The 24,060-nt window shown below is 68.0% G+C and carries 23 protein-coding genes; 5 read left to right on the top strand and 18 right to left on the bottom strand.

Annotated elements, in window-relative coordinates; translation table 11 throughout:
* Nucleotides 1-123: 123 nt before the first annotated feature.
* The 8 genes from AB4120_RS25875 to AB4120_RS25840 all read right to left on the bottom strand — a co-directional run bounded on the left by AB4120_RS25875 (nt 124) and on the right by AB4120_RS25840 (nt 8,788).
* Entirely contained in the window at nt 124-849 is a 726-nt protein-coding gene (locus AB4120_RS25875) for an LrgB family protein (protein WP_149137446.1), read from the bottom strand.
* Nucleotides 846-1,244 carry a CidA/LrgA family protein gene (locus AB4120_RS25870; protein ID WP_149137447.1) on the bottom strand — a complete coding sequence of 133 codons (399 nt, stop codon included), beginning with the start codon at nt 1,242-1,244 and terminating at the stop codon, nt 846-848. Before AB4120_RS25870 ends, AB4120_RS25875 begins: the two co-directional genes overlap by 4 nt.
* A 60-nt stretch (nt 1,245-1,304) precedes the next feature.
* Nucleotides 1,305-2,555, bottom strand: a complete 1,251-nt coding sequence (gene glcF, locus AB4120_RS25865; RefSeq protein ID WP_144202474.1) for a glycolate oxidase subunit GlcF — start codon at nt 2,553-2,555, stop codon at nt 1,305-1,307.
* 27 nt (nt 2,556-2,582) lie between these two features.
* A complete protein-coding gene (gene glcE / locus AB4120_RS25860) occupies nt 2,583-3,689 on the bottom strand; it encodes a glycolate oxidase subunit GlcE (protein ID WP_144202472.1) in 1,107 nt (368 codons plus the stop codon).
* Between the two features lie 35 nt (nt 3,690-3,724).
* Complete coding sequence (locus AB4120_RS25855; RefSeq protein ID WP_441643009.1) at nt 3,725-4,696, bottom strand: ion transporter; 972 nt, start codon at nt 4,694-4,696, stop codon at nt 3,725-3,727.
* A 62-nt stretch (nt 4,697-4,758) separates the two neighbouring features.
* On the bottom strand, nt 4,759-6,267 hold the full coding sequence (locus AB4120_RS25850; RefSeq protein ID WP_149137450.1) for an FAD-linked oxidase C-terminal domain-containing protein: 1,509 nt from the start codon (nt 6,265-6,267) through the stop codon (nt 4,759-4,761).
* 196 nt (nt 6,268-6,463) lie between these two features.
* Nucleotides 6,464-7,354 carry a LysR substrate-binding domain-containing protein gene (locus tag AB4120_RS25845; protein WP_441643008.1) on the bottom strand — a complete coding sequence of 297 codons (891 nt, stop codon included), beginning with the start codon at nt 7,352-7,354 and terminating at the stop codon, nt 6,464-6,466.
* 15 nt (nt 7,355-7,369) lie between these two features.
* Nucleotides 7,370-8,788, bottom strand: a complete 1,419-nt coding sequence (locus AB4120_RS25840) for an FAD-binding oxidoreductase (RefSeq protein ID WP_441643007.1) — start codon at nt 8,786-8,788, stop codon at nt 7,370-7,372.
* 151 nt (nt 8,789-8,939) lie between these two features.
* On the opposite strand from AB4120_RS25840, the gene AB4120_RS25835 reads away from it, so the two are divergent.
* From AB4120_RS25835 to AB4120_RS25820, 4 genes are all read left to right on the top strand, one after another.
* Nucleotides 8,940-9,494, top strand: coding sequence for a cob(I)yrinic acid a,c-diamide adenosyltransferase (locus AB4120_RS25835; protein ID WP_144202462.1), 555 nt, complete (start codon nt 8,940-8,942; stop codon nt 9,492-9,494).
* Between the two features lie 192 nt (nt 9,495-9,686).
* The gene (dnaK, locus tag AB4120_RS25830) at nt 9,687-11,642 is read left to right on the top strand and encodes a molecular chaperone DnaK (protein ID WP_149137451.1); all 1,956 of its coding nucleotides are present in this window, start codon (nt 9,687-9,689) and stop codon (nt 11,640-11,642) included.
* Between the two features lie 183 nt (nt 11,643-11,825).
* Complete coding sequence (gene dnaJ, locus AB4120_RS25825; protein ID WP_441643006.1) at nt 11,826-12,959, top strand: molecular chaperone DnaJ; 1,134 nt, start codon at nt 11,826-11,828, stop codon at nt 12,957-12,959.
* Between the two features lie 115 nt (nt 12,960-13,074).
* Nucleotides 13,075-14,946: a chorismate-binding protein gene (locus tag AB4120_RS25820; protein ID WP_441643005.1), complete on the top strand. Its 1,872-nt coding sequence runs from the start codon at nt 13,075-13,077 to the stop codon at nt 14,944-14,946.
* 34 nt (nt 14,947-14,980) lie between these two features.
* Here AB4120_RS25820 and AB4120_RS25815 read toward each other — a convergent pair whose 3' ends face one another.
* From AB4120_RS25815 to AB4120_RS25775, 9 genes are all read right to left on the bottom strand, one after another.
* The gene (locus AB4120_RS25815) at nt 14,981-15,670 is read right to left on the bottom strand and encodes an energy-coupling factor ABC transporter ATP-binding protein (RefSeq protein WP_149137453.1); all 690 of its coding nucleotides are present in this window, start codon (nt 15,668-15,670) and stop codon (nt 14,981-14,983) included.
* Nucleotides 15,667-16,365, bottom strand: a complete 699-nt coding sequence (locus AB4120_RS25810) for an ABC transporter permease (protein WP_149137454.1) — start codon at nt 16,363-16,365, stop codon at nt 15,667-15,669. Before AB4120_RS25810 ends, AB4120_RS25815 begins: the two co-directional genes overlap by 4 nt.
* 10 nt (nt 16,366-16,375) lie before the next feature.
* Nucleotides 16,376-17,197: a 3-methyl-2-oxobutanoate hydroxymethyltransferase gene (gene panB, locus AB4120_RS25805; protein WP_149137455.1), complete on the bottom strand. Its 822-nt coding sequence runs from the start codon at nt 17,195-17,197 to the stop codon at nt 16,376-16,378.
* Nucleotides 17,198-17,249: 52 nt separating this feature from the next.
* Nucleotides 17,250-17,891 carry a deoxynucleoside kinase gene (locus AB4120_RS25800; protein ID WP_149137456.1) on the bottom strand — a complete coding sequence of 214 codons (642 nt, stop codon included), beginning with the start codon at nt 17,889-17,891 and terminating at the stop codon, nt 17,250-17,252.
* 32 nt (nt 17,892-17,923) lie between these two features.
* Nucleotides 17,924-18,442, bottom strand: coding sequence for a 2-amino-4-hydroxy-6-hydroxymethyldihydropteridine diphosphokinase (gene folK / locus AB4120_RS25795; RefSeq protein ID WP_149137457.1), 519 nt, complete (start codon nt 18,440-18,442; stop codon nt 17,924-17,926).
* 1 nt (nt 18,443) lies between these two features.
* Entirely contained in the window at nt 18,444-20,021 is a 1,578-nt protein-coding gene (gene pcnB / locus AB4120_RS25790) for a polynucleotide adenylyltransferase PcnB (protein WP_149137458.1), read from the bottom strand.
* A gap of 1 nt (nt 20,022) precedes the next feature.
* Nucleotides 20,023-20,697, bottom strand: coding sequence for an HAD family hydrolase (locus AB4120_RS25785; RefSeq protein WP_149137459.1), 675 nt, complete (start codon nt 20,695-20,697; stop codon nt 20,023-20,025).
* Between the two features lie 102 nt (nt 20,698-20,799).
* Nucleotides 20,800-21,507, bottom strand: a complete 708-nt coding sequence (gene hda, locus AB4120_RS25780) for a DnaA regulatory inactivator Hda (protein WP_092298957.1) — start codon at nt 21,505-21,507, stop codon at nt 20,800-20,802.
* 51 nt (nt 21,508-21,558) lie between these two features.
* Nucleotides 21,559-22,629, bottom strand: a complete 1,071-nt coding sequence (locus AB4120_RS25775; protein WP_149137460.1) for an AI-2E family transporter — start codon at nt 22,627-22,629, stop codon at nt 21,559-21,561.
* Between the two features lie 184 nt (nt 22,630-22,813).
* Between AB4120_RS25775 and purM the strand changes: the two genes are divergently transcribed.
* Entirely contained in the window at nt 22,814-23,866 is a 1,053-nt protein-coding gene (purM, locus tag AB4120_RS25770) for a phosphoribosylformylglycinamidine cyclo-ligase (protein ID WP_092298963.1), read from the top strand.
* A gap of 79 nt (nt 23,867-23,945) precedes the next feature.
* On the opposite strand, the gene AB4120_RS25765 is transcribed toward purM, so the two are convergent.
* On the bottom strand, nt 23,946-24,060 hold a 115-nt coding region (locus AB4120_RS25765), incomplete at its 5' end, for an IS3 family transposase (protein WP_441592170.1).

Here is a 24,060-nt window from a genome sequence, read left to right as displayed (position 1 = left end):
GGGAAGGATGGAGGGGGCGGGGTGCCGGATGGGCGCATCATGCCCGCCGGCTCCTGACAGCGTACTGTCAGGAGGGTGTCAGGGGTGTCAGGGTGTCAGGGGTGGCATGGGAATGTGCCCCGGTCAGTGGGGCATCCATGCTGCCAGCACGGGCACCACGATGGCGGTCAGCACGCCGTTCAGGCCCATGCCCAGTGCGGCGAAGGCGCCTGCCTCCTGGTTGACCTGGAACGCACGCGCCGTGCCGATGCCGTGTGCCGCCACGCCGGTGGCGAAGCCGCGAATCACGTAGTCCCGCACGCGCAGCATATTGAGCAGGCCGGTGGCGCTGACCGCACCGATGATGCCGGTGGCCATCACCAGCACAGCGGTCAGCGAGGGCAGGCCGCCGATCTTCTCGGACACTCCCATGGCGATGGGGATCGTGACCGACTTGGGCGCCAGCGAGCGCACCACCTCGGGCGATGCCCCCAGCGCGTAGGCGATACCCACCGCCGACACCACCGCCACCAGCGACCCCGCCACCAGCCCGCAAAGCAGCGGGAAGGCGTGCGCGCGGAGCTTCGGCAACTGGGTGTAGAGCGGCACCGCCAGCGCCACCGTGGCCGGCCCGAGCAGGAAGTGGACGAACTGCGCCCCGTCGAAGTAGGTCTTGTACGGCGTGCCGGTCACCGTCAGCACGGTGACGAGGATGGCCACCGAGATCATCACCGGGTTGGCCAGCGGCGAGTACCGCGCGCGCTCGTAGATCCGGAAGGCGAAGACGTAGGCGATCAGCGTGGCGGTGAGCCCGATCAGCGGGCTGGCCGCCAGGTAGACCCAGATTTCGTTCAGACGCGGCGACATCATGGCTGCGCTCCGCTATCCACTGCTTCTGCCGCCTCGGCGGCTTCGGCCTGGGGCGGTGCCGGCTTGCGCATCAGCGCCCGGGTGACCAGTGCGGTCACGACGATCGCCAGCCAGGTGGAGATGACCAGCGCGACGACAATCGGCATCCACTCACCGCCAATGCGGTTGGCGTGGACCATGATGCCAACGCCGGCCGGCACGAACAGCAGCGACAGGTGCTTGAGCAGCTCGCTGGTGGTGTTCTGGATGATTGGGAGCAGGCGGTTGTCGAAGACCAGCCAGCCGAACAGCAGGAGCATGCCGATCACAGGACCGGGCACGGGCAGGCGCAGCGCGTAGCTGATCACCTCGCCCACGGTCTGGAAGACCAGCAGGATGGCAAACGTCTGGAGCATGGGGGCGCATCAGGGTCGAAATGTGCCGACATGGTACTCCGAGCCGCCCTCCCGCGCAGTTCAGGCGCAGACCATGCGCTCCACCAGCTCCACCCAGTGCATCACCGGCGTCTCGGTGCCGCTTTGCAGGTGCGTGATACAGCCGATATTGGCCGAGACGATGGCATCGGGCTCCGTGGCCTGGAGCTTGGCGAGCTTGTCGTCGCGCAGCGGATAGGACAATTCCGGCTGCAACACCGAGTACGTGCCCGCCGAGCCGCAGCACAGGTGGCTGTCGGCGCAGAGCCGCACCTCGATGCCCAGTCCGGTCAGCAGCGCCTCCACCTTGCCCCGGATCTGCTGCCCGTGCTGCAGCGTACAGGGCGGATGCCAGGCCACGCGCCGGCCGTCGCGCGGCACGGCGCCGGCCAGCCGGTGCAGGTCGTCGGCGAAGTCGGGCAGGATCTCGGACAGGTCGCGCGTCATCGCCGACACCCGTGCGGCCCGCTCCGCGTAGGCGCGGTCGTGGCGCAGCAGGTGGCCGTAGTCCTTCACCATCACGCCGCAGCCGGAGGCCGTCATGACGATGGCCTCCGCGCCGGATTCGATATACGGCCACCAGGCGTCGATGTTGGCGCGCATATTGTCCAGCCCGCCGTCGTGGTCGCCGGTATGGAAGCGGATCGCGCCGCAGCAGCCGGCCTCGCTCGCCACCACCAGCTGCACGCCGAGCTTGTCCAGCACGCGCGCGGTGGCCACGTTGATGTTGGGCGACATTGCTGGCTGCACGCAGCCGTCCAGCAGCAGCATCTTGCGGGTGTGGGTGGTGCGCGGCCACGGCCCGGTGGGCGGGGTGATGGCCGGTACCTTGTTGCGCAGCGCCACCGGCAGCATCGGGCGCACCATCTGGCCGAGCTTCAGCGCCGGGCCGAACAGCTTGGGCCGGGTCAGCCCCTCGCGCAGCAGCCAGCGCGCCATCCGCTCCTTCGCGGGGCGGTGGATACCCGCGGCCTCGAGCCGCTCATCCACCACCTTCCGTCCGATATCGACCAGCCGCCCGTACTTCACGCCGGACGGGCAGGTGGATTCGCAGTTGCGGCAGGTCAGGCAGCGGTCCAGGTGCAGCCGCGTGCTTTCCGTCACGGGCTGGCCTTCAAGCATCTGCTTCATCAGATAGATGCGGCCGCGCGGGCCGTCCAGCTCATCGCCGAGCAACTGGTAAGTGGGGCAGGTGGCGGTGCAGAAACCGCAGTGCACGCACTTGCCGACGATGGACTTGGCTTCTTCGCCTTCGGGCGTGTTGCGCAGGAATTCGGCCAGTGTGGTTTGCATGGTTCGGGGGCGTAGACGGTAGACGGCTCAGAGGCCGGTGTACAGGCGCTGCGGATTGAAGATGCCGGCGGGGTCGAAGGTGGTCTTGAGCCGCTTGTGGATGGCGGCCAGCGGGGCCGACAGCGGCGTGAACACGCCGACCGCCTTGTCGCCATTGCGGAACAGCGTGGCGTGGCCGCCGGCGGCCTGGGCAATGGCGCGCACCGATTCGGCCGAGACCGAGGCCGGGTCGCCTTCTGGCGCCAGCCACCACCGCTGGCCGCCGCCCCATTCCACAAGCTGCGCGCCGGGCAGGTCCAGCGGCGGGGCGATGGTCGGCACGGCAATGCGCCACAGCGCGCGGCCATGGTCTTTGGCGTGGGCCGGGGCGAAGAAGGGGTGCGACTGTTCGCGCAGCGCGGCCCAGAGCGCGCGTGCCTCGCCGGGCTCGACGCGATCGCCGCCCAGCTTCTCGCACGCGGCGCGCACGGCCGCCGTGGCGCCCGAGAGCCGTACGTCGAGCACGCCGTCCTGCCACGCCGACGCCGCGATCGGCAGCGGCTGACCGCCCCAGCGGTTCAGGCGCTCGATGGCTTCGGCCTGCGGCAGCGCAAAACGCAGCGTGGCGTCGTCGAACGGCATCGGCAGCACCTTCAGCGAGACCTCCAGGATCAGGCCGAGCGTGCCGAGCGAGCCGGTCAGCAGCCGCGAGACGTCATAGCCGGCCACGTTCTTCATGACCTGCCCGCCGAAGTGCAGCACCTCGCCGCGCCCGTCCATCAGCTGCACACCGAGCACGAAATCACGCAGCGCGCCCACCGATTGCCGGCGCGGACCGGACAACCCGGCCGCCACGGCGCCGCCAAGCGTGGCCGTGCCGGACGGGGCGAAATGCGGCGGCTCGAAGGCCAGCATCTGGCGTCGTTCGGCCAGCGCCGCCTCGATTTCGGCCAGCGGCGTGCCGCAGCGCGCCGTGACCACCAGCTCCGCCGGGTCATAGTCGACGATGCCGGCGTGCGGGCGCGTGTCGAGCACGGTGCCGACCAGCGCCTGGCCGTAGAAGTCCTTGCTGCCGCCGCCGCGCAGGCGCAGCGGGGCGCGGCTGTCGCCGGCCTGGCGGATGGCATCGCGAAAGGCGTCGAGGGTGGCTTCCATATGGGGGACCTTTGGCGTTTTTGTTGGGGGGCGGCTCAGGGCCGGTTCGGCGGCGCCCGGCGGGGGCCGCCGGCTTCGTCCAGCCCGGCACGGTCCTCGGCCTGGTACGCCGGCAGGACGGTGCCGCAATGCTTGCAGAAGCCCGCGTCGGGGTCGTGCCCCTCGGTCAGGCAGTGCTCGCACGAGCGCGTGGTCAGCGGCCGCCGGATGATGCTGGCCGCCAGTTCCGCGCCGACGATGCCGGTCGGGAAGGCGATGATCCCGTAGCCGAGCAGGATGGTCAGCGAGGTAATGAACTGCCCGACGGGCGTGCGCGGCACGATGTCCCCGAAGCCCGTCGTAGTCAGCGTGACGATGGCCCAGTACATGCTCACCGGGATGCTGGTGAAGCCGTGCTGCGGGCCCTCTACCACGTACATGATGGTGCCGAGGATGATCGTGATGATGAACACGGTGCCCAGGAACACGAATATCTTGCGGCGGCTGTTGGACAGCGCCATGGCCAGGATCTGGGCTTCCTCGAAATAGACCGTGAGCTTGAGGATCCGGAACACGCGCAGCAGCCGCAGCAGCCGCACGTCGATCAGGAAGGCCAGTTCCGGCACGAAGAACGCCGCCCAGGTCGGGATGATCGAGATGAAGTCGATGATGCCGAAGAAGCTGAACGCGTAGCGCAGCGGCCGCCGCACCACCAGCAGCCGCATCACGTACTCGGCCGTGAACAGCAGCGTGAACATCCACTCCAGCAGCGTGAACGTCCGGCCCGCGTGCGCGTTGATCGACGGCACGCTGTCCAGCATCACGATGGCCACGCTGGTCACGATGGCGATCAGCAGCACGATGTCGAACAGGCGCCCCTGGCGCGTGTCGGCCTCGAAGATGATCGTGTACCAGCGCTGGCGCCAGCCGGCTTCGGGCTGGCCCAGACGCTGCCGCAGGCGCGCGTTGAGGTAGCGCTGCTGGCGGGCGTCCTGGGCGTCCTGTTGGCGGGTGTTCGGGCTGGGCATGGGGGTGGCGATGGTGAGCGGGTATCGGTGGGGCGCGTGGCCCGCCCGGTACCCGCCCGCGCTCAGAAGCGCGGCAGGTCCGGATGCGGCAGCAGGCCGCGCCTGACGTGCATCTTGCCGTACTCGGCGCAGCGCGCCAGCGTCGGGATGGCCTTGTCCGGGTTCAGCAGCCGGGCCGGGTCGAAGGCGGCCTTCACGCCGAAGAACGCGTCGCGCTCGGCCGGCGAGAACTGCACGCACATCGAATTCAGCTTCTCCACGCCCACGCCGTGCTCGCCGGTGACGGTGCCGCCCAGTTCCACGCAGGACTCCAGGATGTCGGCGCCGAACAGCTCGGCGCGATGCCATTCGTCGAGGTCCTCGCCGTTGAACAGGATCAGCGGGTGCATGTTGCCATCGCCGGCATGGAAGACGTTGATGCAGCGCAAGGCGTACTTCTGTTCCATCGCCTCGATCCGCTTGAGCAGCGTGCCGATGTGCTTGCGCGGAATCGTGCCGTCCATGCAGTAGTAGTCGGGCGAGATCCGCCCGGCGGCGGGGAAGGCGTTCTTGCGCCCGCTCCAGAAGCGCAGCCGTTCGGCCTCGCTTTGCGACACCGTGATGCGCGTGGCGCCCGAGCGGCGCAGCACCTCGCTCATCCGCTCGATTTCCTCGGCCACTTCCTCGGGCGTGCCGTCCGATTCGCACAGCAGGATGGCGGCGGCGTCGAGGTCGTAGCCCGCCTTGACGAACTCCTCCACGGCAGCCGTGGCGGGTTTGTCCATCATCTCCAGGCCGGCCGGGATGATGCCGGCGGCAATCACGTCGGCCACGGCGTTGCCGCCTTTTTCCACGTCGTCGAAGCTGGCCATGATGACCTGCGCGAGCTGCGGCTTGGGAATCAGCCGGACCGTGATCTCGGTGGCGACGGCCAGCATGCCCTCGGAGCCGATCAGCGTGGCCAGGAGGTCCAGGCCCGGCGCGTCTGGCGCCTCGGAGCCGAAGACCACCACATCGCCCTCCATCGTCACGGCGCGCACGCGCAGCACGTTGTGCACGGTCAGGCCGTACTTGAGGCAATGCACGCCGCCCGAGTTCTCGGCCACGTTGCCGCCGATGGAGCAGGCGATCTGCGAGGACGGGTCGGGTGCGTAATAGAGATTGTGCGGCGCGGCAGCCTCGGAGATGGCCAGGTTGCGCACGCCGGGCTGGACCACGGCGGTGCGCGAATAGGCATCGACCGAGAGGATGCGCTTGAACTTGGCCAGCGACAGCACCAGCCCGCCGGCGATGGGCATCGCCCCGCCCGAGAGGCTCGTGCCGGAACCGCGCGGCACCACCGGTACCCCGAGTTCGTGGCACAGGCGCAGGATGGCGCAGACCTGTTCCTCGGTGTCGGGCAGCACTACGGCGTCGGGCACCTGGCGGTAGGCGGCCAGGCCGTCGCACTCGTACGGCACGGTGTCCTCGGCCTTCCAGAGCACGGCGGCGGGCGGCAGGATACGGGCCAGGCCGGCCAGCAGTGCGGCGCGGGGGCCGTCGGCCTGCGTGGGGGCGCCGGCCAGGGTGTGGGCGTCTTGCGGGGCGTTCATGGCAACTCCTTGACGAGCCGGCCGCCGCGCATCACTTCACGCACCCGGCCGGGACGGCAGACTATAGCGCAGGCCCCTTGCCACGGGAGCCTCCGCCCACGTGAATTCGGCATGGCAGGCCGATCAAAACTGCTCATGCCATGCGCCCCGGTCCGGCTGGCGCGCTTTATATATATCCAGCCTAGTGGCCCGGACGCTACCAGTCCAGCCCGAGCAGCCAGTCCACGAAGTAGCGCGCCTCCGGCTGGAGCGGCGCCTGCTCGCGCTCGACGATGTAGTAGCCGTGCGGCGAGACCGACTCCACATCCAGCAGCTTCACCATCTGCCCGGCGGCCAGCCACTGGCGTGCCATGCGCTGGCGCACCAGTCCCACGCCCTGGTTCGAGACGATGGCTTCCAGCATCAGGCCGATATCGTTGAATTGCGGGCCGGTCTGGGGCTCCGGCCAGTCCAGCCCGGCAGTCTCGAACCACGGCCGCCACGGCTCCAGCGGGCTGCGCAGCAGTACCAGGTTGTGCAGGTCGTCCGGGCGGGCGATGGCGCGCCCGTTGACCCGCTCGTAGTACTCCCGCCCGCACGCCGGGAACACCGGTTCGACTAGCAGTTTCGTGGTTTTCAGGTCCGGATAGCGCCCCGTGCCGTAGCGGATCTCGACGTCGGTGTCCTCGGCCTTCACATCGAGGAAGGGCACGGACAGGTGCAGTTCCAGGTCGATATGGGGGTAGAGCGCGCCGAACTCGGGCAGGCGCGGCACCAGGTGCTGCCGGCCGAACGTGGGCGGAATGGCCACCCGCAGCCGCGTGCGCAGCTTGTTGTACTCGGGGCGGGCCAGTTCGTTGAGGGACTTCAGCGCGTCCTGCACATTGCGCTGGTAGCGCGTGCCGGCGGCGGTGAGCCGCAGCGCGGCGTTGGAGCGCACGAACAGGTCGTCGCCCCACAATTCCTCCAGATTCTTGATGCGGTGCGAGACCGCGCTGGGCGTGACCGACAGTTCTTCCGCCGCGCGCGCGAAGCTGCCAAGCCGCGCGGCGGCCTCGAACGCGATCAGCAGGTGCAGGGGCGGGACGCGGTGGAACACCGAAGCCATGGCGCGGGCCCCCGGTCAGCGCGCCGCGCTGAAGATCTTGCCCGGATTCAGAATCTGATTGGGATCGAGCGCCGCCTTGATCGCCCGCATCAGGTCCAGTGCGTCCTCGCCGTGCTCCTGCACGAGGAACCCCATCTTGTGCAGCCCCACGCCGTGCTCGCCGGTGCAGGTGCCGCCCATGGCCAGCGCCCGTTCGACGATGCGGCGGTTGATGTCCTCCGCCTCGGCCATTTCCTCGGGCTTGTCCGGGTCGACGAGAATCGCCACGTGGAAGTTGCCGTCGCCGACATGGCCGACGATGGGGCAGGGCAGCTGCGAGGCGTTCAGGTCGCGCTCGGTCTCGGTCACGCAGTCGGCCAGGCGGGAAATCGGCACGCAGACGTCGGTCGTCACGGACTTGCAGCCGGGCTTCAGCTGCAGCATGGCGAAGTAGGCCGTATGGCGCGCATTCCAGAGCCGGCTGCGGTCCTCGGGGCGTGTGGCCCATTCGAAGCCCTGGCCGCCGTGCTCGTCGGCAATCTGCTGCACGGTTTCGGCCTGCTCGCGCACGCCGGCCTCGGTGCCGTGGAATTCGAAGAACAGGTGCGGGGTTTCCGGCAGCGTCAGGTTGTCGTGGCGGTTGATGGCGCGGATGGCCAGCGCATCGACGAATTCCACGCGGGCCACTGGCACGCCAAGCTGGATGGTCTGGATCGTGGCGCGCACGGCATCGCCCATGCTCGGGAACGCGCACACGGCGGCCGAGATCGCCTCCGGCTGGGGATAGAGCCGCACGGTGACCTCGGTGATGATGCCGAGCGTGCCTTCGCTGCCGACGAACAGCCGGGTCAGGTCATAACCGGCCGACGACTTGCGCGCCTGGGTGCCGGTGCGGATCACCCGGCCGTCCGCCGTGACCACGGTCAGCGCCAGCACGTTATCGCGCATCGTGCCGTAGCGGACCGCGTTGGTGCCGGAGGCGCGCGTGGCGCACATCCCGCCCAGCGAGGCATCGGCGCCCGGATCGATCGGGAAGAACAGCCCGGTATCCTTGATCTCCTGGTTCAGCTGCTTGCGGGTCACGCCCGGCTCCACCGTCACGGAGAGGTCCTCGGGATGCACCGCCAGCACGCGGTTCATCTGGGAGAGGTCCAGGCTGATGCCCCCGGCCACGGCCAGCAGGTGGCCTTCGAGCGACGAACCGGCGCCGTAGGGGATCAGCGGCACCCCATGCTGATTGCAGAGGCGGGCCAGTTCGGCCACTTCCTCGGTGGTGTGGGCGAAGACCACGGCGTCCGGGGCGGCGGGCGGGAACGGCGATTCGTCGCGGCCATGGTGGGCGCAGACGCCAGCCGAGGTGGAAAACCGTTCGCCGAAGCGGGCGGCCAGCGCATCGGCCAGGGCAACGGGAAGGGGACGGCGCGCCAGGGCGGCGGCGGGCGTGGGGTGGTTCATGCTTTGTCTCCGGCGAATCCCGCCATTCTACGCCGTCCGCGTCACGCGGCGGACCGCATCGCAGTGCCCGGAACCTGCCCCGGAACCCGCCCCGAAGCCCGGGTTCGGGGCCATAATTGCGCCACTTCAAACCAAGACGAGGGAGACCGGCATGGGTAACCGCCTGTCCAAGATCGCCACCCGCACCGGTGACGCCGGCACCACCGGGCTGGGCGACGGCAGCCGCACGGGCAAGAACAGCGAGCGCATCGCCGCCATTGGCGACGTGGACGAACTGAATTCCCACATCGGCCTGCTGCTGACCGAGCCTGACCTGCCGGATGATGTGCGCGGCGCGCTGCTCCATATCCAGCACGACCTGTTCGACCTGGGCGGCGAGCTGTCGATTCCGGGCTACACGCTGCTCAAGGAAGCGCAGGTGATCCAGCTGGACGACTGGCTGGCGCACTACAACGCCAGCCTGCCCCGGCTGGCGGAGTTCATCCTGCCGGGCGGCAGCCGCGCCGCCGCCCAGGCCCACGTCTGCCGCACGGTCTGCCGCCGGGCGGAGCGGGCGCTGGTGGCGCTGGGCGCCACCGAGGCCCTCAACGAGGCGCCGCGCCAGTACCTGAACCGGCTCTCTGACCTGCTGTTCGTGCTGGCCCGGGTGCTGAACCGGGCCGGTGGCGGCACCGACGTGCTCTGGCAGCGCGAACGCCAGTCCTGAAATCCTTAAAAAGATAACAATAATCCACTTTAAGGCCGCTTCCGAGGCTGGCACGGCACGCACCGGCAAAACCGAGAAAATTACTCGGAATTGCCAGTTCTGCCCTTGAAATGCCCCCGGACGGCCACATTTCGCACTCAGGTTGAATTGCAGCCGCTGCGCCAAAGCAGGGCTCAATAGGAGAGAACACAAATGGGTAAGATCATTGGTATCGACTTGGGTACCACCAATAGCTGCGTAGCGATCCTGGAAGGCAACACGCCGAAGGTCATCGAGAACGCCGAAGGCACGCGTACCACCCCGTCGATCATCGCCTACATGGAAGATGGCGAGATCCTGGTCGGCGCGCCGGCCAAGCGCCAGGCTGTCACGAACCCGCGCAACACGCTGTACGCCGTGAAGCGCCTGATCGGCCGCAAGTTCGAAGAAAAGGAAGTGCAGAAGGACATCGGCCTGATGCCCTACGCCATCGTCAAGGCCGACAACGGCGACGCATGGGTGGGCGCGCGCGACCAGAAGCTGGCCCCGCCGCAGGTGTCCGCCGAAGTGCTGCGCAAGATGAAGAAGACCGCCGAGGACTACCTGGGCGAGCCGGTGACCGAAGCCGTGATCACCGTGCCGGCTTACTTCAACGACTCGCAGCGCCAGGCGACCAAGGACGCCGGCCGCATCGCGGGCCTGGACGTCAAGCGCATCATCAACGAGCCGACCGCCGCCGCGCTGGCGTTCGGCATGGACAAGAACGAGAAGGGCGACCGCAAGATCGCCGTGTATGACCTCGGCGGCGGCACGTTCGACATCTCGATCATCGAGATCGCGGACGTGGACGGCGAGAAGCAGTTCGAAGTGCTGTCGACCAACGGCGACACCTTCCTCGGTGGCGAGGACTTCGACCAGCGCATCATCGACTACATCATCGGCGAGTTCAAGAAAGACCAGGGCGTCGACCTGTCGAAGGACGTGCTGGCGCTGCAACGCCTGAAGGAAGCCGCTGAAAAGGCCAAGATCGAGCTGTCCAGCTCGCAGCAGACCGAGATCAACCTGCCGTACATCACGGCGGATGCCTCGGGCCCGAAGCACTTGAACCTGAAGATCACGCGCGCCAAGCTGGAAGCGCTGGTGGAAGACCTGATCAAGCGCACGATCGACCCGTGCCGCACCGCCATCAAGGATGCGGGCGTCAAGGTGGGCGACATCGACGACGTGATCCTGGTCGGCGGCATGACCCGCATGCCCAAGGTGCAGGAGCAGGTGCGCGAGTTCTTCGGCAAGGAAGCCCGCAAGGACGTGAACCCGGACGAAGCCGTGGCCGTGGGTGCCGCGATCCAGGGCTCGGTGCTGTCGGGCGACCGTACCGACGTGCTGCTGCTGGACGTGACGCCGCTGTCGCTGGGCATCGAGACGCTGGGCGGCGTGATGACCAAGATGATCAGCAAGAACACGACCATCCCGACCAAGCACGCACAGGTCTTCTCGACGGCTGACGACAACCAGCCGGCGGTGACGATCAAGGTGTTCCAGGGCGAGCGCGAGATGGCCAGCGGCAACAAGCTGCTGGGCGAGTTCAACCTGGAAGGCATTCCGCCGTCGCCGCGTGGTACGCCGCAGATCGAGGTCTCGTTCGACATCGACGCCAACGGCATCCTGCACGTGGGCGCCAAGGACAAGGCCACCGGCAAGGAAAACCGCATCACCATCAAGGCGAACTCGGGTCTGTCGGAAGACGAGATCCAGCGCATGGTGAAGGACGCCGAGGCCAACGCCGAGGAAGACAAGCGCGCCCGTGAGCTGGCCGATGCCCGCAACCAGGCCGATGCGCTGATCCACTCGACGCGCAAGGCCGTGGCCGAGCATGGCGACAAGCTGGAAGCCGGCGAGAAGGAAAAGATCGAAGTCGCGGTCAAGGAACTGGAAGACGCCGCACGCGGCGGCGACAAGGCCGAGATCGAAACCAAGATCAACGCGCTGTCCGAAGCGAGCCAGAAGCTGGGCGAGAAGGTCTACGCCGACATGCAGGCCAAGGCCGGTGAAGCCGGCGCCGGCGGTGCGGCCGGTGCCGCAGGCGGCCAGCAACAGCAGTCCCAGGCGCAGCCGCAGGACGATAACGTCGTGGACGCCGAGTTCAAGGAAGTGAACGACAAGAAGTAAGCGGGATCAGCGGGAGTGGCGCAGGTGCATTCAGCGCCACTCCCGCCCCGACGCCGGGCGTTGGTGTTCAGACACAGGGTGAGAAACCATGGTCGAACACCTCGCTCGGCTTTTTTGCTATTTCAGCCATTCGCGCCTGGCCGGTGATTCCTTGCCGGCCAAGCCAATCAGGTAAGAGCCACCATGGCAAAACGTGACTATTACGAAGTGCTCGGGGTAGGCAAGAACGCGAGCGACGACGAGATCAAGAAGGCTTATCGCAAGCTCGCGATGAAGTACCACCCGGACCGCAATCCGGACAGCAAGGAAGCGGAAGATAAGTTCAAGGAGGGCAAGGAAGCCTACGAGATGCTCTCTGACCCCGAGAAGAAGGCGGCCTACGACCAGTATGGCCACGCCGGCGTGGACCCCAACATGGCTGGCGGCTTCGGCGGCGGCCAGGGCTACGGCGGGTTTGCCGAAGCCTTCGGTGACATCTTCGGCGACATCTTCGGCCAGCAGGGCGGCCAGCGGCGCGGCAACGGCCCGCAAGCCTACCGTGGCGCCGATCTGCGCTACAGCATGGAAATCTCGCTGGAGCAGGCCGCGCATGGCCACGAGGCGCAGATCCGCGTGCCGCACTGGGACGACTGCGAACACTGCCACGGCAACGGCGCCGAGCCGGGATCGTCGGTGGAAACCTGCCCGACCTGTAACGGCGTGGGCCAGGTGCGCGTGTCGCAAGGCTTCTTCACGATGCAGCAGACCTGCCCGAAGTGCCACGGCAGCGGCAAGTTCATCCCCAAGCCGTGCGTGAAGTGCCACGGCCAGGGCAAGCTGAAGTCGCAGAAAACGCTGGAAGTGAAGATTCCGGCCGGCATCGACGAAGGCATGCGCATCCGCTCGTCGGGCAATGGCGAGCCGGGTATCAACGGCGGCCCCCCGGGCGACCTGTATGTAGAAGTGCATATCAAGGCGCACGAGGTCTTCGAGCGTGATGGCGATGACCTGCACTGCCAGATGCCGATCTCCTTCGCCACGGCAGCGCTGGGCGGCGAGCTGGAAGTGCCGACGCTGGGCGGCCGCGCCAGCTTCCCGGTGCCCGAGGGCACGCAGGGCGGCAAGACGTTCCGGCTGCGCGGCAAGGGCATCAAGGGTGTGCGCTCGGGCTATCCCGGCGACCTCTACGTCCATGTGAACGTGGAAACGCCGGTCAAGCTGACCGAGGCCCAGAAGGACATGCTGCGCGAGTTCGACCGCTCGGTGCACGAGGGTGGCTCGCGCCACAGCCCGCAGGAGCAGTCCTGGCTGGACAAGGTGAAGAGCTTCTTCAGCTAAATCGCCGGATTGCCCGGCAGGCAGGACGATGAAACCGGCCACGTGACCAGCGTGGCCGGTTTTTTCATGCCCGTCGCGGCGATAATGCGGCATTGATGCACCCTGCCGAGTTTCCGTGGTTCCGCCGTCCCCCGCCCCCTCCAGCGCCAGTTTCGACCCCTTCGTCCTGCTCGACGACGCCGCCGCCGCACCCGGCGTGGCGGCGTCGCGCCTCTATACGGGGTTTGTCCGCGCCGATGTCCTGCCCGCCGGCACCGATCCCGCCACGCTGGACGCGCTGCTGGCCGCCGGCTGGCGCCACGGGCTGCAGGCCACGCTGTTCGCGCCGTACGAGTTCGGCGGGGCGCTCGTCGGGGCGCCGGTCCATTGCGGCGATGCGCTGCCATTCCATGACGGCGCGCTGCACCTGCTCTGGTTCCGGGACATGGCCCGTCTCGATGGCGACGCCGTAGGAGCATGGCTGGCCGCCCGAGCAGAATCCGCCCCGGCCGGCGCGATGGACGTGCGCGCCGAGCCGCCGCACGCCGCCTACGCAGACGCCATCGCACGCATCCATGCCTATATCGAGGCCGGCGATACCTATCAGGTGAATTTCACGCAGCGGCTCCGCTTCTCCGCCTTCGGCGACCCGGTGACGTTCTACGCCGCGCTGCGGGCCGCGCAGCCGGTGCCGTTCGGCGTGCTGGCCTGGCTGCCCGGCGATGGCTGGGTGCTGTCGCTGTCGCCCGAACTGTTCGTCGAGCATGACGGCGCCGGGCATCTGGTGACCCGGCCGATGAAGGGCACCGCGCCGCGCAGCGGGGACGCCGGGCAGGACGCCCGCGCCGCGCGCCGGCTGGCCGCCGACGCCAAGAACCGGGCCGAGAACGTGATGATCGTCGACCTGCTGCGCAACGACCTGGGCCGCATCGCCCAGCCCGGCAGCGTGGCCGTGCCCGACCGCTTCGTGGTGCAGCCGTTCGGCCGCGTGCTCCAGATGACTTCCACGGTGACCGCCACGGCGCGGCCCGGCACCGGCTTTGGCGCGTTGATGGCGGCGCTGTTCCCGTGCGGCTCGATCACCGGCGCGCCCAAGCGGCGGACCATGCAGATCATCGCCGAACTGGAAACCACGCCGCGCGGCCTCTACACGGGCGCCATCGGCTGGCTCGATGCGCCGGCAGACGACCAGCCCTGCGGCGCTATCGGCATGTCCGTGGCGATCCGCACGCTGGTGCTGGGGCCGCAGGGCGACGACGGCCTGCGCCGGGGCGAGATGGGGGTGGGCGGCGGCATCGTCCATGACAGCGTGGCCGCCGACGAATTCGCGGAATGCGGCTGGAAGGCGCGCTTCCTGACCGCGCACGATCCCGGCTTCACGCTGTTCGAGACCATGCACGCGCGCGATGGCGTGGTGCCGCACCGCGAGCGCCATCTGGCGCGGCTGGCGCAATCCACGGCAGTGTTTGGCTTCGCATTCGACCAACCGGCGGCGCGGGCGGCCATACAGGCCGAGGCGGGACGGCTGGGCGACGGCGACTGGCGGCTGCGCATGGCCGTCGACAAGGCCGGCGCGCTGGTCTTCGCGAGCGGTTCGCTGACGCCGCGCGCCGAGCCGGTGGCGCTGCTCGACCTGTCGACCACGCGCCTGCCGGTAGCCGACCCGATGCGCCGCCACAAGTCCAGTGCCCGCGCCGCGTTCGATGCCGGCTGGCAGGCGGCCGAGCGCGAGGGCGGCTTCGACGCGCTGTTCTTCAACACGCGTGACGAGTTGCTCGAAGGCGGGCGCAGTTCGGTGTTCGTGAAGGTGGGCGGGCGCTGGCTGACGCCGCCGTTGTCGGCGGACATCCTGCCGGGCGTGATGCGCGCCGTGGTGCTTGAGGTGGGCGATGCGCTGATCGACGGCCCGATCGAACAGGCCGTGGTCACGCGCGATATGGTGCGGCGCGCCGAGGCCATCGTCATCGCCAACGCGCTGCGCGGGACGATGCGGGCGCGGCTGCGCTAACAGGAAGGTAGGCAAAGCCGCCTACCTGTGCTGCCTACCTGTGCCGCGTGTCGAGCCGGCCGTCTCCCAGCTTCCACCTGACCACCCCGGGCAGGTTGATCAGTTCCCGGTCGTGGCAGACCATCACCACGGAGCGGCCTTCCGCCGCCAGTTCCCCGATCAGCGCAATCACCTGCTCGCGCGCGTGGCCGTCGAGATTGGAGGTGGGTTCGTCGAGCAGCAGCAGTTCCGGCTCCAGCACCTTGGCCCGCGCCAGCGCCACGCGCTGGACTTCGCCGCCGGACAGCTTCTCCGGCGCGGTGTCCTGCACATGGACGATGCCGGCCCAGCCCAGCGCCGCGCCCACGCGCCGCTCGATCTCGTCGTGCGCCACGCCTCGGGCCCGCAGGCCATAGGCGATGTTGTCGCGCACCGAGGTGCGGAACAGGTAGGGGTGCTGGTGCATGTAGGCCACGCGCTGGCGCAGCGCGGGCGGCAGCGGCGTCAGCGGCGCCTCGCGGCGCGTGCCGCCTTCGTCCTCCCACGCCACGGTGGCGCCCGGCGCCGGCTCCAGCCCGGCCACCATCCGCAGCAGGGTGGACTTGCCCGCGCCGTTCACGCCGGTCAGCGCCACGGCGGTGGCGCGCGGGAACACCAGTTCGGGGATGTCGAACAGCTGGCGAGCGCCAACGCGGCGCACCAGGCCCCGCACCGTCAGCAGTGGCGACAAGGCAGGGGTGGTCATCGCCGGAACCCTCCCGCGCCTTGCAGCCAGGCGAGCATGACGTTGACCGCCAGCGCCAGCGCCACCAGCACGATGCCGAGCGCGATGCCCTGCGCGAACTCGCCCTTGCTGGTCTCCAGCGCGATGGCCGTGGTGATGGTGCGCGTGGAGCCTTCGATATTGCCGCCGATCATCAGCGCCGAGCCCACTTCGGCAATCACGCGCCCGAAGCCGGCCACCACGGCCGCCATCAGGCCGAAGCGCAGCTCGCGCAGCACGGTGAAGAAGGTGCGCCAGCGGCCGGCGCCGAGCACCCACGCGGTCTCGCGCAGGCGTGGGTCCGCCGCCTGCATGGCCGCGAGCGAGAACGCCAGCACTACAGGGAAGCCGATCACGGCCTGCCCGAAAACCATGCCGGACGGGGTGAACAGCAGGGAGAAGCTACCCAGCGGCCCCTGCCGCGTGAACAGCAGATAGAGCACCAGGCCGACCAGCACGGTCGGGAACGACAGGAAGGCCTGCGCCAGCACCACCACCACACGCCGGCCCGGAAAGGCATGGTTGGCGATCAGGTAGGCGGCGCCGATGGCCGGCACGGTGGCCAGCGCCAGGCCGAGCACCGCCACCATCAGCGAGGTCCAGACGATGAACCATAGCGCGCCGTCGCCGCTGCCCAGCAGGCGGAAAGCGTCCAGCGTGGCCGTGCCGATCTCCACGTGGGCGCGCTCAGGCGGAGAACGTGTGCTCGACGGCCGGGAAGCTACCGTCCTTTACAGCGGCGACGTAAGCGCGCACGGCAGCCTCGATCGAGGTCTGGCCGTCCATGAAGTTGCGCACGAACTTGGCCTTGCGGCCCGGATAGATATTGAGCATGTCCTGCAGCACCAGCACCTGACCGGAGCAGTCCACGCCAGCGCCGATGCCGATGGTCGGCGTCGTCAGCTGCGCCGTGATTTCGCCGGCCAGCGCGGCCGGCACGGCTTCCATGAGGATCAACTGCGCACCGGCGGCTTGCAGCGCCAGCGCGTCGCGCTTGAGCTGCGCGGCACCGGCGTCGGTCTTGCCCTGCACCTTGAAGCCGCCCAGCGCGTGTACCGACTGCGGGGTCAGGCCGATGTGGGCGCACACCGGAATGCTGCGCTCGACCAGGAATTTCACGGTGGGGGCGAGCCAGTCGCCGCCTTCCAGCTTCACCATCTGCGCGCCTGCGCGCATCAGTGCGGTGGCGCTCTCGAAGGCCTGCGTTGGCGTGCCGTAGGTGCCAAACGGCAGGTCCGATACCAGCAGCGCGGTCTGGTTGCCGCGCGCCGCGCATTCGGTGTGATAGACCATGTGCTGCAGCGTGACGGGCAGCGTGGTCTGCTGGCCCTGCATCACGTTGCCGAGCGAATCGCCGACGAGGATCACTTCCACGCCGCAGTAGTCCAGCAGCGCGGCGAAGCTCGAGTCGTAGGCCGTGAGCATGACAATCTTGTCATTCGCGGCACGCATGGCCTGGAGCTTGGGAATGGTGACGGTCTTGCGGGAGGGGTCGAGGAGGTAACTCATGGCAGTGCCCGTGGGGGTGTATGGCTGCCTGGGCCTGAGGCGGGCAGGGCGGTCAGGGGGCCGCGAGATTCAGGAAGGCCTTGCGGCCCCGCATGTTCTCGATGCGCGACAGTAGTGTACGGAAATCGCCGTCGTTGTCCACCGGATTGAAGCGCGCGGTGTCCACGATCAGGACCGGCGCCTCGTCGTAGCGGTGGAACAGCTCGCCGTAGGCGTCGGTCAGCCGCTGTAGGTAGGTTTCGTCGATGCCGGACTCGCCCGGCAGCCCGCGCCGCGCAATGCGCTCGCGCAGCAGCGACGGCGTGGCCTGGAGCATGATGACCAGGTCCACGCGCTGGGCCGGCACCTGGAGCCGGGCGGCCAGCGCGTCGTAGAGCGCGAGTTCGTCGGCTTCGAGCGTCAGGGCCGCATAGAGGCGGTCACGTGCGTAGAGGAAATTGCCGATCATGCGCTGGCCGGCGAGCAGTGCGGCCTGCCAATGCTGGATCTGGGTGGCACGCTGGTCCAGGCAGTGCAGCTGCATCGGCAGTGCATAGCGCTGGGGCTCGCGGTAGAAGCGTTCGAGGAAGGGGTTCTGGCGGGCGCCGTCAGGCAGTTCGCCGGCCTGGAGCGTGCGGGCCAGGCGCTGCGCCAGCGAGGTCTTGCCGGAGCCGACAGGCCCTTCGACGACGATGCGGCGCAGATGGTCGAGCATGGCTCGTGGGGTGCCGATGGATCAGGCGTGGATCACGCCTGCGTGCCGCCTTCCTGCAGGCGGGAGCATTTGCATGAGGAAAACTTCTCGATGCGCTGGTCGCGCACGCCGGGCAGGAAGTCCGCCGCGCGGCCGCGGCCCGGGATGGCGACCTCGCCATCCAGCTCCACCAGCGGCACCAGCACGAAGGCGCGCTCGGTGATGCGCGGATGCGGCACGGTCAGGGCCTCGGAGTCGATCCGGTCGGTGCCGAACAGCAGCAGGTCGAGGTCCAGCGTGCGCGGCGCGTTGTGAAACGGGCGCTCGCGGCCGAACTGGTCCTCGATGTGGTGGCAGATGCGCAACAGCTGCGGCGCGGTGAAGGACGTCTCCACCTTCACCACGGCGTTGAAGTAGTCGTCGCCGCTGGCGTCGACGGGTGCGGTGCGGTAGAACGAGGACTTGGCCAATACCGTGATGCCGACCTGCTGGGCCAGGCACACGATGGCGTCCTTCAATGCCTGGCGGGCATCGCCGAGATTGGCGCCGATGCCGATAAAGGCAAGTGTCATGTTATTCCTCCGGCTGGGCGCGGCCGGACTCTGATGCGGCCTGACCCCCCTCCGCCGCGTCCGTGTCGCTCCGGGAAGAAACTTTATCCGATTTCCGCGGACCGCGCCGACGACGCTTCTTGCGCACCGGACCCTCGCCCTCGACCCCGGCGAAACCTTCGCCTTCGTCGGCACCGTGGGCACCGTGGCCGCCCGAGGCGCCCGAGCCACCCTTGCCGCGCTTCGGGCGGGAGGCCTCAATCATGTCTTCGCGCGTATCGGGCGGTGCGTTCTGGAAGTCGGTCCACCATTGGCCGACTTCGGCCGGCTGTTCGCCCGATTCGCAGCGCAGTTGCAGGAAGTCATAGCCGGCGCGGAAGCGCGGCGATTCCAGCAGGCGGAACGGCATGCGGCCGACGCGCTTCTCGAAGCGCGGCTGCATGCCCCAGATGTCGCGCATGTCGGTGACAAAGCGGCGCTGGATCGCCAGCTGGCCGGTCTGCTTCTCCAGCACCATGTCCATGGCCGTGTTGAGCGCGGCAATCGCGTGCTCACCCTCGTCGCGCAGCTTGTTCCAGCGCTGCAGCACGTGGTGCCACAGCAGCGCGGCGAACAGGAAACCGGGCGAAACCGGCTTGCCGGCCTGCACGCGGCGGTCGGTGTTGTCGAGCGCCAACTGCACGAAGCGCTGGCCCATCGGCTGCTCCAGCGCCACGTCCAGCAGCGGCAGCAGGCCCTTGTGCAGGCCGGCCTTGCGCAGCTCCTGCAGCGAGGCCCAGGCGTGCCCGGACATCAGCAGCTTCAGCATTTCGTCGAACAGGCGCGCGCTCGGCACGTTGTGGATCAGCGGGGCCAGTTCGGCGATCGGCTCGCGCGTTGCCTCGTCGATCGAAAAACCGGTCTTGGCCGCGAAGCGCACCGCGCGCAGCATGCGCACCGGGTCTTCGCGGTAGCGCGTGACCGGGTCGCCGATCATCCGCAGCGTGCGTGCGCGGATGTCTTCCATGCCGTGATGGTAGTCATGCACGGTCTGGGCGGCCGGGTCGTAGTACATCGCGTTGATCGTGAAGTCGCGGCGCTCGGCGTCCTCGGCCTGGGAGCCCCAGACGTTGTCGCGCAGCACGCGGCCGCTGGCGTCGATCGCGTGCGTCTTGCTGTCCAGCTCGGCGCGCTTCAGGCGGCGGCCTTCGGGCAGCGTCTCGCTGGCAATCGCGTCCACCAGCGCGCGGAAGGTCGAGACCTCGATGATCTCCTGCTCGCGGCCGCCGTAGAACGTCACGTGCACGATCTGGAAGCGCCGGCCGATGATGCGCGAGCGGCGGAACAGCGCCTGCACTTCCTCGGGCGTGGCGTTGGTGGCCACGTCGAAGTCCTTCGGCTTGATGCCGAGCAGCAGGTCGCGCACGGCGCCGCCGACGATGAAGGCCTGGAAACCGGCCTGCTGGAGCGTGGCGGTGACCTTGACGGCATTGCGCGAGAGCAGCGTGGGATCGATGCGGTGCTCGTCCACGTTGACGATGCGCTGCGTATGGGCGCGCCCGGTGCGGCGCAGCTTGGGGCCAGGCTTGCCGAGCAGCCGGTTGATGAGTTTCTTGATCACGTCAGAACAGGTCCATGATGCGCCAGCCGGCCGCGGCCGCATGGTTGCGCAGGCGGTCGTCGGGATTGGCGGCGATCGGCTCGCTGACCTTTTCCAGCAGCGGCAGGTCGTTGGCGGAATCGCTGTAGAACGTCGTGGTGCCGAAGTCTTCCCACTGGGTGCCGAGGCCCTTGAGCCACTGCTCCACGCGGGCGATCTTGCCCTCGCGGAAGCTCGGCACGCCGAAGACCTCGCCCGTGAACGCGCCATCCGGCTTGCCGTCGGACGTGGCCGGCTCGGTCGCGATCAGATGCTTGATGCCGAAGGCCTGGGCGATCGGGGCGGTAACGAAGCTGTTGGTGGCGGTCACCACGGCGCACAGGTCGCCCGCCTCCAGGTGCTTGTAGACCAGCGCCTTGGCCTGCGGGGTGATGACGGGGTCGATCACCTCGCGCATGAAGCGCTGGCGCCAGGCGTCCAGCCGGTCGCGCGGATTGGCGGCCAGCGGGGCCAGCGCAAAGCGCAGGAACGCCTGGATGTCCAGGGTGCCCGCCTTGTATTGCCCATAGAACTCGTCGTTCTTGCGACGATAGGATTCCTCGTCGACAACGCCCATGCGGACCAGGAAGCGGCCCCATTCGTGGTCGCTGTCGGTGGGGATCAGGGTGTGGTCGAGGTCAAACAGTGCCAGATTCATGGGCGGCGATTTTACATTAAGGTACGCATGGCGGTCGGCGCGCCGTGGCGCGCCAGGACCAATTTGGAGCGGATTTCGTGCCAGCTTCGGCGCGGATTCGCGTTATTCGCGGAATTCCGCAAACATCTCGCGCAGCAGCGGCAGGGTGACCGCGCGCTTGCGCTCGAGCGAATAGGTGTCCAGCGCGTCCAGCAGGGCCATCAGGCTGGGCATGTCGCGGTAATGCCGCGTCACCAGCCAGTGGGGGATTTCCGGCGACAACTGCAACCCACGCTCGCGCGCGGCCTGCAGCAGGGCGGCCATCTTGTCGTCATCGGACAGCGACGCCACCTGGTAGACCAGCCCCCAGCCAAGCCGGGTGCGCAGGTCTTCACGTACCGGCATGGCACGCGGCGCCAGGCCGCCCGCCACCACCAGCGCGGTGCGCACGTGGGCGCGCACCTCGTTATACAGCGAAAACACGGCGATCTGTCGCGCTTCGTCGAGCAATTCCACATCATCGACGGTGTAGAGCCGGCAGGACGGATCGAAATTGAAGTCGGCCAGCGCGTGGTGCGGGCTCAGGTAGCGGCAGTTCAGGCCGGTATGGAGCGCCGCGTCGCACACCGCGTGCAGCAGGTGGGTGCGCCCCGAGCCGACCTCGCCCCACAGGTAGATCAGCCGGTCGTTGGCGTGTTCCTGGGCGATAGCGGCCGGCAGCTCGCGCAGGCGCTGCACCGGCTCGCGGTTCGAAGCCACGAAAAAGTTCTCGAACGTGGACGGCGGGGGGCTGCCGAGCTCGAGCGAAAGCTGCTTATGACGCGAAGACATGACGTTTTCGTAACTTCCTACCTCGGTTCCATCAGTTTCTGTGGGCTTCGATCAGTTGCGGTACAGCTCGCTAGCCATATAAACGCGCCGGACCTGCCGCGCGCCGACCAGCAGCACCGCGCAGGTCGGCAGGGCCAGCAGCACGCCGAAGAAGCCAAACAACTGGCCAAAGGCCAGCAGCGCGAAGATCACCACCAGCGGGTGCAGCCCGATGCGCTCGCCCACCAGCCGCGGCGTCAGGTAGAAGCTTTCCACGAACTGCCCGATGCCGTATACCACGGCCACGGCGCCCAGCCCGTACCAATTGCCGAATTGCAGCAGCGCCGCCACGATCGCCAGCGCCAGCCCCAGCCCGAAACCAATGTACGGGATGAACACGGCCAACCCGGTGAACACGCCCACCGGCACGCCCACCTCGAAGCCGGCGATGGTCAGCCCGATCGAATAAAGTGCAGCAAGAATCACCATAACAAGGATCTGCCCGCGCAGGTACTGGGAAAGTAGCGCATCGGTCTCATTCGACAACTCGCGCACCTTCGGCACCCAGCGGCGCGGCACCAGCCGCTCGATCCGCCGCATGACCATATGCCAGTCCATCATCAGGTAATACATGACGATGGGGATGATGAACAGCATGCCGGCCACGCTGATCAGGGCCGAGCCGGACACCTTCGCATAATTCAGCAGCACCTGGAACAGGTCTTCCGGGCTGGCCGCGAAGCGGTCCTGGAGCATATTGCGCAGGCCGGGGAAGTCAAAGCGCACGCGCACCCCCAGTTCTGCCAGGCGGGGCGCCACCACATTGTTGAGCTTTTGCAACAACATCGGCACCTGCTCCCGGATCTGCGGGATCTCGCGCTGGAGCACGGCAATCAGCAACAGCACCAGCAGCACCACGATAATCGTCAGCAGGCCGATCATCAGCGTCACGCCGATGAAGCGCGGCACGCGGCGGCGCTGGAGCCAGTCCACGCCCGGCGTGAGAATGTACGCAAAAATGAACGCGAACAGGAAGGGCGTGAGCACCGGCGCCAGCGCCACGATGGCGGCGAACAGGCCGGCAGCCACGACCACCCAGATCAGGATACGTTTGGAGTCTGGCGAGAGCAGGGGAGCGTTCATCGAAAGGGTCCGGAAACCGCCGGGCGGGGCACTTTGGCCGGTCTGGTGACCGGGTGTCGCCGCGAAACTGGTAGCCGGGAGCCTGTATCCGTTAAAATCGCGATTCTAACGGACTCGCGCCCGCCCTCCGTGGCGCCGGGCGCCGTAATCCACACTTTACCTCGTCAAAGACAAGCAGGATCTCATGAGCGCATCCCAGAACGCCGGCCAGGCAGGCCTTTCCTACCGCGATGCCGGTGTTGACATCGACGCCGGCGACGCGCTGGTAGACCGCATCAAGCCGTTCGCCAAGCGCACCATGCGTGAAGGTGTGATGGCCGGTATCGGCGGATTCGGCGCGCTGTTCGAACTCTCGAAGAAGTTCCAGGAGCCGGTGCTGGTATCCGGCACGGACGGCGTGGGCACCAAGCTCAAGCTGGCATTCCAGCTGAACCGCCACGACACCGTGGGCCAGGATCTGGTGGCGATGAGCGTCAACGACATCCTGGTGCAAGGCGCCGAGCCGCTGTTCTTCCTCGACTACTTCGCCTGCGGCAAGCTGGACGTGGACACGGCTGCCACCGTGATCCAGGGTATCGCCCACGGCTGCGAACTGGCCGGCTGCGCGCTGATCGGCGGCGAGACCGCCGAGATGCCGAGCATGTACCCGGACGGCGAGTACGACCTGGCCGGCTTCGCGGTGGGCGCCGTGGAAAAGCGCAAGATCATCGACGGCAGCACGATTATCCCGGGCGACGTGGTGCTGGGCCTGGCCTCGTCGGGCGCGCATTCGAACGGTTACTCGCTGGTGCGCAAGATCATCGACGTGGCGAAGCCGGACCTGAACGCCGACTTCCACGGCCAGCGCCTGCAGGACGCCATCATGGCGCCGACGCGCATCTACGTGAAGCCGCTGCTCTCGCTGATCGAGACGCTGCCGGTCAAGGGCATGGCCCACATCACCGGCGGCGGCCTGACCGAGAACGTGCCGCGCGTGCTGGCCGACAACGTCACCGCCGTGATCCAGAAGGATGCCTGGACCCTGCCGCCGCTGTTCCAGTGGCTCCAGGAGCAGGGCCGCGTGGCCGACGCGGAAATGCACCGCGTGTTCAACTGCGGCATCGGCATGGTCGTGATCGTGGCGAAGGAAGATGCCGAACGCGCCATCCGTCACCTCCAGGCAGCTGGCGAAGCCGTGTGGCAGATCGGCGAAATCCGCGAGCGCGAGGAAGGCCAGGCCCAGACCGTGGTGGTCTGAGCGGGGTCCGATTGCCTCGCAGGATGGCAAAACGCCCGATGGCAACTGAACTGACCCCCAGAAGTTGGACGGTTGATGGCTAGGCCGGAAAGGGCTGAGTCCTGTATTGCACGGGACTCAGCCCTTTTAGTTTGAGCTTGATGCGGTCATGATTGTAGTAGTGAATGTATTGGCGCAGTCCATCCTGCAGTTGC

Origin of the sequence: Cupriavidus sp. 2KB_3, from assembly GCF_052115685.1 — a bacterium.
GTDB lineage: Bacteria > Pseudomonadota > Gammaproteobacteria > Burkholderiales > Burkholderiaceae > Cupriavidus > Cupriavidus campinensis.
This window is presented reverse-complemented; position numbering and strand designations above follow the sequence as displayed.